The 13,058-nt window shown below is 42.6% G+C and carries 8 protein-coding genes; 5 read left to right on the top strand and 3 right to left on the bottom strand.

Annotated elements, in window-relative coordinates; genetic code table 11:
- Positions 1–883: 883 nt before the first annotated feature.
- From thrS to rnr, 4 genes are all read left to right on the top strand, one after another.
- The gene (gene thrS, locus JMX50_RS12360) at positions 884–2,818 is read left to right on the top strand and encodes a threonine--tRNA ligase (RefSeq protein ID WP_201563927.1); all 1,935 of its coding nucleotides are present in this window, start codon (positions 884–886) and stop codon (positions 2,816–2,818) included.
- A 23-nt stretch (positions 2,819–2,841) separates the two neighbouring features.
- Positions 2,842–3,345 carry a translation initiation factor IF-3 gene (gene infC, locus JMX50_RS12355; protein ID WP_045447656.1) on the top strand — a complete coding sequence of 168 codons (504 nt, stop codon included), beginning with the start codon at positions 2,842–2,844 and terminating at the stop codon, positions 3,343–3,345.
- Between the two features lie 426 nt (positions 3,346–3,771).
- On the top strand, positions 3,772–5,016 hold the full coding sequence (locus JMX50_RS12350; RefSeq protein ID WP_201629830.1) for a toxic anion resistance protein: 1,245 nt from the start codon (positions 3,772–3,774) through the stop codon (positions 5,014–5,016).
- 156 nt (positions 5,017–5,172) lie between these two features.
- Positions 5,173–7,467 (top strand): ribonuclease R, encoded by a 2,295-nt coding sequence (gene rnr / locus JMX50_RS12345; RefSeq protein WP_201563923.1) that lies wholly within the window; start codon positions 5,173–5,175, stop codon positions 7,465–7,467.
- A gap of 170 nt (positions 7,468–7,637) precedes the next feature.
- Here rnr and JMX50_RS12340 read toward each other — a convergent pair whose 3' ends face one another.
- The 3 genes from JMX50_RS12340 to hisA form a co-directional block, all read right to left on the bottom strand.
- Positions 7,638–7,928: a hypothetical protein gene (locus JMX50_RS12340; RefSeq protein ID WP_201625640.1), complete on the bottom strand. Its 291-nt coding sequence runs from the start codon at positions 7,926–7,928 to the stop codon at positions 7,638–7,640.
- A gap of 119 nt (positions 7,929–8,047) precedes the next feature.
- Positions 8,048–9,706: a mechanosensitive ion channel family protein gene (locus tag JMX50_RS12335; RefSeq protein WP_227671056.1), complete on the bottom strand. Its 1,659-nt coding sequence runs from the start codon at positions 9,704–9,706 to the stop codon at positions 8,048–8,050.
- Between the two features lie 203 nt (positions 9,707–9,909).
- Complete coding sequence (gene hisA / locus JMX50_RS12330) at positions 9,910–10,650, bottom strand: 1-(5-phosphoribosyl)-5-[(5-phosphoribosylamino)methylideneamino]imidazole-4-carboxamide isomerase (protein WP_183619188.1); 741 nt, start codon at positions 10,648–10,650, stop codon at positions 9,910–9,912.
- A gap of 1,050 nt (positions 10,651–11,700) precedes the next feature.
- Between hisA and JMX50_RS12325 the strand changes: the two genes are divergently transcribed.
- Entirely contained in the window at positions 11,701–13,053 is a 1,353-nt protein-coding gene (locus JMX50_RS12325; RefSeq protein WP_201629829.1) for a Na(+)-translocating NADH-quinone reductase subunit A, read from the top strand.
- Positions 13,054–13,058 lie beyond the last annotated feature (5 nt).

The following is a 13,058-nucleotide window of genomic DNA, read 5'->3' as shown; positions in this document are numbered from 1 at the left end:
TACTGTCGTCCAGTAGATGATTATATAGGGTATTTCTCTTTGCTATCCAGTCTAAGTTAATAACTTATCCTATCTAGCGAGCCGACTATCATATCATAATGATTTGGTTTGTCAAGCTTTTTTATAATTTGTTTCAATAAGTTATCTGGGTTTGTTATATGTAATTTACATATAAGTCGTTCCAGTTCGTCTTAATGAGGTGCGTATTATAGACGGTTTGAGCTGGGTGTCAACTGCTTTTCGATAGATTTCTTAATTAATTTTAGAAGATAATAAACAAGCCATATCTTTCAATAACTTAGAGTAAAACCATTTATCAAAATATTAGGATTTTATGCTATAAACCGTCTTTAGCGTCTGCTTTTAACTGCTTTTTCAATTCAATCTGCCATTTAAAAACTGCATGTCAACTTATTATGCCTATAAAGATAGGATTTAGTGCGATTATTAATCGATATTAATGATGTCTATATTCATCTCTATTGATATTAGTCCTAAGTGCACTTATATAACTCACTTATATGCATTTATATAGCAACTGGATATAGAAGCTGAGCTAACCCCTGCTATCTAGTGTTGATAGACAGTTTTTGCTATAATAGCTGCTTTTATGACATTACTGCATAGCATGTCTGCTTACCTTTATTAGAAGGGTGCTTATTTGACATCATAGTAAGTTAATTATCAGTTATCAGATGACTTAATAATTATCACACTATATATGATGCTATATAAGTTTAAGCGCAGTGCTTGTAGTTAATGCTCATTTCTTACAACATATCCAACATATCATAGCGGTTAGATATAATTGACGCAGTCTTACGGTTATATGATTGATGGTTGCAATCATCACTGCCAACGGACGCAAAAAGGTGAATAGATTATGGTAGCGATTACTTTACCCGATGGTAGCGTAAAAAACTTCGAAGGCAATACCACCGTCATGGAAGTGGCGCAAAGTATTGGGGCAGGATTGGCGAAAGCAACAGTCGCTGGACGTGTGGATGGTCAGTTAGTCGATGCGCACGACCCTATCGCCCATGATGCTAAAGTTGAAATCGTGACGCCAAAAGACGCTGACGGTGTCGATATCATTCGCCACTCGGCTGCCCACTTATTAGGTCATGCGGTTAAGCAGCTATATCCTGACGTAAAAATGGTGATTGGCCCTGTGATCGAAGATGGCTTTTATTATGACATCTATAGTGAGACGCCATTTACGCCTGAGCACATGGAAAAAATTGAAAAACGCATGATGGAGCTGATTAAGCAAGATTATGACGTTATCAAAAAAATCACGCCACGTGATGAAGTAATCAAGATATTCGAAGAGCGCGGCGAAGACTATAAGCTTAAGCTGATTAATGATATGCCGGGCGAAGAAGCCTTTGGTCTATATCATCATCAAGAGTATGTTGATATGTGCCGTGGCCCACACGTACCAAACACTCGCTTCTTAAAAGTATTTAAACTGACCAAAATGTCAGGTGCTTATTGGCGCGGTGATGCTAAGAACGAACAGCTACAACGTATTTATGGTACGGCGTGGGCGGATAAAAAGGATTTAAAAGCCTATATCCAACGTATTGAAGAAGCCGAAAAACGTGATCACCGTAAAATTGGTAAAGCGTTAAATCTGTTCCATATGCAAGAGCAAGCGCCGGGTATGGTGTTTTGGCATGCTAACGGCTGGACGATTTATCAGGTACTTGAGCAATATATGCGTAAAGTACAAAATGATAATGGCTATGAAGAAATTAAAACGCCGCAAATCGTCGATCGCAGCTTGTGGGAACGCTCAGGACATTGGGGTAACTATGCCACCAATATGTTTACTACCTCGAGTGAAAACCGCGATTATGCGGTAAAACCGATGAACTGTCCGTGTCACGTGCAAGTCTTTAACCAAGGCTTAAAGTCTTACCGTGAATTGCCGCTACGTATGGCAGAGTTTGGTTCGTGCCATCGTAATGAACCATCAGGTTCGCTACATGGTTTGATGCGCGTGCGTGGTTTCACCCAAGATGATGCGCATATCTTTTGTACCCAAGCGCAAATTCAGCAAGAAGTGGCGGACTTTATTAAACTGACCCTTGCCGTTTATGAAGATTTTGGTTTTGATAATATTATTATGAAGCTCTCGACCCGTCCTGAAAAACGTGTTGGTAGCGATGAGTCTTGGGACTTTGCCGAAAAAGCTTTGGCAGATGCATTAGATAGTTCAGGTCTTGATTGGGAATATCTACCGGGTGAAGGCGCGTTCTATGGTCCGAAGATTGAGTTTAGTCTGAAAGACAGTTTAGGTCGCGTCTGGCAGTGCGGTACGATTCAGGTTGATCCAAATATGCCTGAGCGCCTTGATGCTGAATTTGTTAATGAGCAAAATGAGCGCGAAACCCCTATTATGTTGCACCGTGCAATTCTAGGTTCGTTTGAGCGCTTCATCGGTATCTTGATCGAAAACTACGCCGGTTGGATGCCAGTATGGTTAGCACCGCAGCAAGTAGCGGTGATGAATATCACTGATAAACAGGCGGATGCTTGTGAAAATGTGGTCAGTCAGCTGAAAAATGCGGGTTTACGAGCCACTAGCGACTTGCGTAACGAAAAGATTGGATTTAAGATACGAGAGAAAACATTAGAACGCGTTCCCTATATGCTAGTATTAGGGGATAAAGAAGTCGAATCGGGCAGTGTCAATGTCCGTACTCGCGAAGGTGAAAACCTTGGCGTGATGAGCGTTGCAGAATTTATTACATTAGTACAGACTGCTGTTGGTAAAAAAGGCCGACAGACCCCAAAAACAGATGAGGAGTAATACCTATTAAACAGTCAAACCGTTTGAACATCAACGAAGATATCACAGCTAAAGAAGTCCGTCTCGTTAAAGAAGACGGCGAACAGATGGGCGTGGTAGATATCGAAACCGCGATGAAAGCGGCACGTGAGGACAGTCTAGATTTGGTCGAATTGGTTCCTGAAGCCAAACCGCCCGTATGCAAAATCATGGATTATAAGCATTTCCTCTATGATCAAAAGCAAAAGGCGAAAGAAGCTAAAAAGAACCAAAAGCAAACTCAGCTGAAAGAGATGAAGTTGCGTCCTAGTACTGAAGAAGCCGATTATCAGGTAAAACTGAAAAAAATCGTCAGCTTCTTAGAAGACCAAGACAAAGTTAAAATCAGTATCCGTTTCCGTGGTCGTGAAATGGCGCACCAAGAGATTGGTCGTAAACAGCTAGATCGCATCATCGAAGACACCGCTGAGATTGCAAACGTCGAGCAATATCCAAAGATGGAAGGTCGTCAAATGGGTATGCTGCTTGGGCCTACTAAGAAAAAGTAATCTGCTTATAGATTGCTGCTAGTGGTGGCTGTAAATCGATGTGCCTGTTAGTTAATATAAATAATTAACTGATATAGACAGATCGTTGATAGAGATAGTTATAATCTTAACCATCAATATGCTACGGGATATTGGTGGTTTTTTAATATTTAGACCCCTAAATGCTTATTCTTGCATATAATAAGTTGACTATAATCAGTGACGATTATTTATAAACCTTTTATAAACCGCAGTTTACAAAATCCATCTTCTCAACCTTTTCATTACCAGTTAATCTAAAGGTCAGCGCTATCACTCTTAAATATAATTCGAATAAAACCATTAAGGGCATAAAAACAATCGATACCACGACTAACTAAGAGTCTCATCAAAACCTAATGTCGTTGGTAACCAACAACGCCCTTTTCAGCTATTATAGGAAATTCCATGCAAGAATTAACCCCACCCGAAAATACTTCGACGCCAAGTATCACTTTGACCGCGCCTGAACCGGTGAAAGAAATACAAAAAAGCGAAGCCGATCAAATGGTAAAATTGGATGAAAGCCAGATTCCAGAACTTGATGCCAAGGTCGACGCCTTTGTTGATCATGTGATTCATAACTCAGTACACAGCTCTGAGTTTCAGCAAAACGTACAATCTATCCATAATTTGGGTAATAAAGAGATTCGCGAATCGGCGCAAGTGTCTAATCGTATGCTCGATTTACCGGCGAAAAGTCTCAATAACAGCTTGTTTGATAACTCCCCTATTGCCAAATCATTGACTGAGCTGCGCGGGATTGTCGAAGATTTAGATCCGAGCAAAAAAGAGCTGACCAGCTCACGTAAGCTGTTTGGTCTCATCCCATTTGGCAATAAAGTCCAAGATTATTTCCGTCAGTACGAGTCAGCGCAATCGCATATCAACGCGGTGGTGACCAGCCTTTATAATGGCAAAGACGAGCTGCTCAAAGACAATGCCATGATTGAGCAAGAAAAGGTCAATATGTGGGAGTTGATGCAATCGATTCGCCAATATATCTATGTCGGTAAAAAAATTGATGAGCAGCTTGAACAAAAGGTTTATGCCGTTGAAGCGACTGACCCTGAAAAAGCGCGTATCATTAAAGAAGAGATGCTGTTTTATGTGCGTCAAAAAAATACCGACTTCTTAACCCAATTGGCGGTAAATATCCAAGGCTACTTAGCCCTTGATACCATCCGTAAAAACAACTTAGAGTTGATTAAAGGCGTAGACCGCGCGACCACAACGACCATCTCGGCGCTACGTACGGCGGTTGTCGTTGCCCAAGCGATGACCAATCAAAAACTGGTACTCGATCAAATCACGGCGTTGAATAAAACGACTAGCAGCTTGATTGAATCAACGTCGGCGATGCTTAAGCGTCAGTCCTTGGAAATTCACGAGCAAGCAACTAGCAGCACAATTGAGCTTGATAAACTGCAAAACGCCTTTAATAATGTCTATGATACGATGGATATGATTAGCAATTATAAAATTGAAGCCTTAGAAAATATGAAGCAGACGGTCAATACCTTGACGACTGAAGTGGATAAAGCCCAGAAGTATCTCGATAAGTCGAATCAAACGACGGTACTTGAGGTATCCAAAGAGTTAGACAGTAAAAAAATAACCAATCAATCAAATACCGTTGATATCGATATTTGATATTTGGTTTATCTCGAATGGCGAATGCTGCTAGCTATTAAAAGCTGACAGCTACTTGCTATCTGATACAGATAAGACAATTGACCTAAGATATTGCGACGTTGTTCGTGTTAAGATAGCTCTTATTAATAATTTTAAAAATAGATACGGTAATTTATGAGTTGGAACGATCCAAACGCCTCAACTGAGGCACAAAAATATGACAACCCTATTCCTAGTCGCGAACTGATACTCAGTACGATTAACGAACATGGCGAAGTCACCCATCAACAATTGGCAAAAGCCTTTAATATTGATGACCCTGACCAATTTGATGCTTTGGGCAATCGCCTAAAAGCAATGGCGCGCGATGGCCAAGTAAACCGTGATGGGCGTCCTTATCGCTATCGTACGGTGACCAAGCACGATATCGTCACAGGTACGGTGACTGCGCATCCAAAGGGTTTTGGCTTTGTATTATTAAGTGATATGCCTGACCTATTCTTGCATGAAAAGCAGATGCGCTGGGTCTTTAACGGCGATACGGTAGAAGCCGTTGGCACATCAACGGATAACCGTGGGCGTACCGAAGGGCGTATTGTCGATGTCGTTGAACGCCGCCAAAGCAACTTTATTGGGACATTGGCGCATGATGAAGATGGTTATTGTGTTGAGCTTGGTAGCCCAAACAATCATCAGCCGATTACCGTTACTGAAGAAAACGTGCAAGCGTTTAATGCAAAACAAGGTGCGCCGGTTAAAGTCGATATTATCGATTGGCCGAACCAGCATGAATTTGCCACCGGTAAAATCACTGAAGTGCTATCCGATGATAATGACCGTGAGTTGATTATTGAGACTACTTTACTCAACTATGATATCCCATCAGACTTTAGTGAAGCGGCACTTGAACAAGCCAATGCTTATCAAGAACCAACCGAAAAAGACTTAAAGGGTCGTAGAGACTTACGTGATTTACCGCTAATTACCATTGATGGTGAAGATGCGCGCGACTTTGATGATGCGGTATTTGCAGAAAAACGCTCGGGCGGTAACTATCGTGTGTTAGTAGCGATTGCTGATGTCAGTTATTATGTCACGCCAAACTCGCCACTCGATAAAGATGCTTATGAGCGCGGCACGTCAGTCTACTTCCCGCATCGCGTGATTCCGATGTTGCCAGAAGTATTGTCTAATGGTCTTTGTTCATTGAACCCTGATCTCGACCGTCTCTGTATGGTTGCCGATATTAAGATATCGCGTGCAGGCAAGGTTACGGGCTATGAGTTCTATCCTGGGGTCATGCATTCACAAGCGCGTCTGACTTACAATCAAGTGAACGCTTATCTTGCTGATCCAAACGATAACAGCGTGCCTGAATCATTAACTGGTAATAAAGACGTCAAAAAATCGGTCGATACCTTACATCAATTGTATGAGCTGCTGCTGAAAAAGCGTGAAGAGCGCCATGCGATGGAGTTTGAGACGGTTGAAACTTATATTAAGTTTAATGAAAAAGGTGGTATCGAAGCGATTTTACCGCGTACACGCGGTGATGCGCAAAAGCTTATCGAAGAGTGCATGCTGCTTGCCAATACTTGTGCGGCAAACTTTGCACTGAAAAATGAGCTGCCTGTTTTATATCGTAACCATGATAAGCCCGATGGCGAAAAGTCGATGCGTATCCATGAATATGCAAAAAACTTTGGTCTAAGCTTCCCAGAAGAAAGCCCAACCCAAGCGGATTACCAGCGGATTATTGAAGCCACTAAAGACCGTCCTGACGCGATTAGCATCCATAGCATGCTGCTGCGCTCGATGATGCAAGCGAACTATGCGCCTGACAATATCGGGCACTTTGGTCTCGCTTATGACGAATATAGCCACTTTACCTCGCCGATTCGCCGCTATCCTGACTTAATGCTGCATCGCGCGATTAAAGCAAAAGTGACCAATAGTCAGCAGCCAGTGATGGACTTCTCGCTTGACGGTGCTGGCACGCAAACCTCAGATACTGAGCGCCGCGCCGAAAAAGCATCGCGCTATGTAGAATCTTGGCTCAAATGTCATTATATGAAAGATCATGTCGGCGAAGAGTTCGATGGCGTTGTGACTACCGTGACCAGCTTCGGTTTATTTGTGACCTTGACCGACTTATATATTGATGGTCTAGTGCATATCTCTAACGTTGGTGACGATTTCTTTGTCTATGATGAGCAGCAACAACAGCTTATCGGTAAAGATAGAGGCACAGTATTTGGTCTCGGTGATTCGGTCAAAGTAAAAGTAGCAGGCGTCAATATGGATCTGCTACAAATCGACTTTGACCTCAAAGCCAAGCTACAAGCAAGCCAAATGAATCAAACCAAACGAGATCAGCCAAAGAAGAGCACTGCTAGTAAAACTCCGGCTAACAAAACGTCTGCTAAGAAAAGCAGCAGCCGTGGTAAAGGCGCTAGCAAGAAAAGCTAATGCTTTCTAAAACTTAAGATTGAAAAAAGACTAACGTTAACGTTAGTCTTTTTTTTATGTGTATCGATTAATTAGCGCTTAATTGGCGCTTAATTAAACGGCTATATTGAAATGCAGCTTATTTAAACCCTAAAAAAATTAGTCACTAAGAACTTTAGGCACTAAAACGACTACTGTGTATCTGTCATTTGCTCGGCACGTTGTTGGCTCGTCTGCTCTGCTTGCGCTATCTGAGTGGTTGCCTTATCGATAATGGCTTTTGGCTGCTGTCCTAAGGGCTGGCTTGCGATATCTGCTGTATTGCTATTGACGTTGCTAGTATCAGCATTAGCCTGTTCTACTTCATTACTAGCGGCTATTACTTCTCTATTTTTTTCACGTTGGCTGCCGTTAATCATATTAAACCCTAATAAAATAACAATACCTGCCAAAGCAAAAATAATCAGATGTTTGATTTGCATAAAAAATGTCTCGTCTATTTTAATAAAATGTAGATAGATGTTTCACTGCATTTTTTATGCCGACTTTTATAGTTAGTACTCACCTTTTAATAGGTAATCTTCAACGCTACTCTTGTGGGCTATTCTTGCGGGCTATTGTTACTCAATAAATCCGTCTCATCTGAATTTTCAGCAATTTCTTGCTCGACCTTTTCCATCAATTTTTCATCAGGACGTGCATCAAGCACTTCGTCGGCATTTCGACCTTGCAGGATATGTTTTGCCCGCGCTTTGGCTTGTTTTTTATCCTTATCTTCCATTGTGGTTTCAGGAGCTTGCGCTTCATTAGATGTTTTAGAAGGGCTAGAAGCCTGAGAAGCTTTAGCAATATTTGGCGGTACTATTACTTGCGTTTGCGCCTTATCGCTCGTTTGACTGCTTTGGAACTGTTCAAACGCTTTTTCTAGCTTATGGTTAAAACGCAGCTGATAAATAGGCTCGGGTAAGCTAAAGCCTTCATCTTCTAACGCATGCTTAGTTTCGCGAATGGCGATACTGCGGGCTTTGGAGAAATCAGCTTCCAATTGATTGACCCATACTTGAAACTGCAAAATAATATTTGAGTCACCAACTTCTTTAATGACCGCTGTGACTTTTGGTTTATCTAGAGCAAAACCCAACTGACATATCGCATCGATACCTACTTTGATAGCAGCGAGCGGATCATCATTGGCATCTACGCCTAATTCAAAAGTAAAACGGCGCTCAGGGTTTTTGGTGTAATTTAAAATCGTTGCTTTAAAGACTTCGGCATTGGGAATCCGTAACTGGTTACCATCTAAAGTCATCAAAATCGTCGCACGTGAGGTCAGACGTACCACAATGCCTTCTTGATTATTAATCAAAATATGATCGCGGGCGCGAAACGGTTGGCGAATACTGAGCATAAGCGAGGCAATATAGTTCTCAATCGTATCCTTGACGGCAAAACCAACGGCAATACCGATAACGCCTGCGCCGCCAAGTAGCGTGCCCAAGATAGTCTCAGCACCTATCAAACTTAACGCTAAAATAAGACCGAAAACGATAAAGATGACTTTAACGGTCTGGGCTAGCAGCTCTGCAACAAAAGGATTGGGCGTAAGGCGTTGCCACATTTTTTTGCGGTTAGATAACCAGCTGCCAAACCACGTGACCAAGGCAAATAAAACAATTCCTACTAGCAACAGTGGCAAAGCTTTGACTAGGTTTTTGGTTTGTGCCTTGAGGCTTTGATAAACGGTCGAGACATTATCTTGCACATCAAGCGTGCGATTGATTCTATCTTCGACTGTCACCACGTCCGTTAAGCGATTGGTCAAATTAATGGCTTGCTGGGCTTTTTTCTCATTAGGAGTCTCACCCGTTAAGGTAACAACGCCTTGGTTGACGCTAACATTAACTGCTTGTAAGCCGTCAATTTCGGAAAAAATGCCACTAATACGTTGACGAATGTCATTGTCTTTTAATGGTGTTGGGGTGGTTTCGATTTGAGCATTGTTGGTACTTTCACCGCTGATAACAGGTGGTAGCTCGACGGGCGTCGGCGGCGCAGTGTCAGAAGTATTCGGAATCTCAGGTGTGATAGCTATAGTACTATTTGGCCCGTTATTTAAATCACTGGTAGCTGGGTCATTAACAGTTGGTGCGGTAGTCGGCTGAGCGCTTGGTTCATTATTAACGGCATTATTATCAGCAACCTCATCAGTGAGTGCCACACTCTCACTTGTACTGCTTTTTTCAGCCGCATAAGTGGGCATACTTAAAACGATGCTTAAGAGCAATAGTAACTGAGCGCACGCCTTTGTCGTTATGCGTGACTTGCCTAGCCTGCTTGACCTGCGTAGGCTACGTAGCCTACGTAATTCAGGCTGGTCAAAATACGCTGCCATAAGCATCCCTTTTGTATTCTAACTCTATGCTACATTTGCAATCATGCTATGCAAATATAGCTATTTAAAAACTACTTACCATCCAGATAAAGCTGCGCTTCACCCAAATCTAAGGTGCCTTCATAGATAGCACGACCAGTAATAATACCTTCGATACAATCACCATAAGGTTTTAGCAATTCGATATCTTTCATATCGGTGACGCCGCCTGATGCAATCACAGGTAAGCCGCCTTCACGCGCTAAGTTGACGGTCTGCTCAACGTTGACGCCTTGCATCATACCATCGCGGTTGATATCGGTATAAACGATTGACGATACGCCGACATCAGCAAAGCGCTTGGCAAGCTCAGTCGCTTTAGTATCGGTCACGTTTGCCCAACCGTGTGTCGCCACCATGCCGTCTTTGGCATCGATACCGACGATGATATGTCCGGCAAATTCGCGGCAAGCTTCGGCCACAAAATCAGGCTCTTCAACGGCTTTGGTACCAATAATAATGTAAGTGAGACCCGCGCTAATATACTGCTCGATGGTTTTCATATTGCGCACACCGCCGCCCAATTGAATCGGCAGCTTAGGGAAGGCTTTAGCAATGTCATTGACCACTTGCTTATGTACTGGAATCCCGTCAAATGCGCCATTCAAATCGACCAAATGCAAGCGACGTGCGCCTTCATTGACCCAACGCGCCGCCATGGCGACCGGATCATCAGAAAATACCGTATCGTCTTCCATACGACCTTGTTTTAAGCGCACACATTTACCATCTTTTAAATCAATAGCAGGGATAATGACAGGGACAGCACACATATAGCATTCCTTATAAAAACGATATGGACAATAAAAAAACCATTAAAAAGTGAAACAAGCGTCAATAGCTACTGAATCAAGAGCCACTTAACCAATGGCTACTTAAAAGCGACTGCTTATAAAGTCATTTAGCATAGCAAATTAAAAGCGGCTGTTAGGAGAAATTCGTTAAATATTAAAATGACAGTAGAAAATATAAAAATTGCTTAAAATTCGGCTAGATAATGGCAAAAAAACGACAATCATAACCATAAGTTTTAGCACGTGGATTCACTAGCAACATTAGGTAAATTCAATTACCAACTGGCAATTTTAGGTCAGTTTAGCGTATAATCCTAGGTAAATTTGTATTTGTGCGATAAAACCTAATCGTCTGCTACCTATCGACGATTTCAATCAGCACAAGGTAAATATGAGCTAAGTATTAACAACCAGATTAATGCTTACGCTTACAAATTGCGCTTATCAAGCAATTGAGTTTACCCTGTAACCATAGTTCGTTAAACAGCGCTTGGATAGTTTTCTAAAAGATGGCTTGGACAAAACATAAACAAGTCACTTATTCCTCATTTATATTCACTCGAATGAATAGCGCTGCTTAAAATACACAGATCCTGTGATTTAAAGATCCTGTGATTTAAAGATTCTATGGTTTACAGATGTTCTGATTTATCGTTATTAGGATTTATAGCTATTAGGATTTTGAATACGACAAATTTTAAGATTTTAATAAATCGTATGGTAAAACTGTCTTTTATCTAACGTCATCCTAGTTGAGGATGGCATGAGATTTAAAGGTTTTAGTGTACACCTTGGTAGCCAGTCGTCACTTTGGTCATTCGAATAAGACATTAACGTGTTGTTAAGGAGTCTAAGGTCAGCGTTAATACTCTTACTTGTAGTTATGATGATGTGTTATGTCTAGAGCGCTTTTTCACGCCCTTTTTGGGGCTTGATTAAGGACTTTATTGATGACGCTGTTATTCATGCTGCCGATATACCAAACAGGACGTCTGGTATCGTTTTAGACTATGGACTAAGTTTTCGCTTATGATTACCATCAAAAAAGGTTTGGATTTACCCATCACTGGTGAACCCTCCCGCGAGATATCTGAGCACAGACCCGCCCATGTGGCACTTGTTGGCTATGATTATGTGGGCATGAAGCCCACGATGAATGTCAAAGAAGGCGACATCGTAGCTAAAGGTCAGCCCGTTTTTGAAGATAAAAAACGTGTCGGCGTTATCTACACTGCCCCTGCTGCTGGTAAGGTCATCGCCGTTAATCGCGGTGAGCGTCGTGTGTTCGAAAGTCTTGTGATTGCGGTCGACCCAAACGGTGAAGAAGTAGAATTTCAGCGCTACGACTCCCAGCAACTTGCTGACCTAGATTCTGAAGTCGTTGAAACCCAACTGCTTGCCTCTGGTGAATGGACCGCGTTCCGTACGCGCCCCTATAGCCGTTCTCCTGAAATCGGTGCCCGTCCTCACGCCATCTTTGTCACCGCCATGGATACCAATCCATTAGCGTTTGACCCGATGTTGCTGATTAATGAGCAACTGCAGGCGTTTAATGACGGACTTGCCGTATTATCAACGCTCAGCCCCAAGACCTTTGTCTGCCATCACGGTGATGCCCAGTTGACGCCAGTTGCCAAAACGGCGGCTAATAATGTCACTGAGTATCATAGCTTTGCCGGTAAACATCCAGCCGGTCTTGCGGGCACGCACATTCACTTTTTGCATCCTATCATGCGCGGTGTGACGGTTTGGACGATTGGCTATCAAGACGTGATTGCCATTGGTAAGCTATTTACCACCGGTCGCTTATACACGCGCCGTATGCTTAGCCTTGCCGGTCCTGCGGTTAAAAACCCGCATTTAATCGTCACCGAACGCGGTGCTGATATCACAGCATTGACTAAAGGTGAGCTTGAAGCAAGTGAGAACCGTATCATTTCAGGTTCTGTGCTATCGGGTCGCAAAGTGTTTGGTAATACCGCTTATCTTGGTCGCTTCCATAATCAAGTCAGTGTGCTAACCGAAGGTCGTGAGCGCCCAGCGTTCCATTTCTTAAGTATCGGTAGCAACCGTTTCTCAAAACTGCCTATCTACATTTCTAAGTTCTTTGGTAGTAAGAAATACGACTTTACCACTTCGAGCAATGGTTCGCCGCGCGCAATGGTGCCAATCGGTGTCTATGAAGAAGTCATGCCACAAGACTACCTGCCAACGCAGCTATTACGTGCTTTGATTGTCGAAGACATCATTAGCGCCGTCGATTTGGGCGTACTTGAATTGGACGAAGAAGATTTGGCATTATGCACCTTCGTATCTCCTGGCAAATATGAATTCGGCGATATTTTGCGTGATAACTTAACGCGCATTGAGCTGGAGGGCTAACCACG

Source organism: Psychrobacter maritimus (assembly GCF_904846345.1).
Taxonomy (GTDB): Bacteria; Pseudomonadota; Gammaproteobacteria; order Pseudomonadales; family Moraxellaceae; genus Psychrobacter; species Psychrobacter maritimus.
This window is presented reverse-complemented; position numbering and strand designations above follow the sequence as displayed.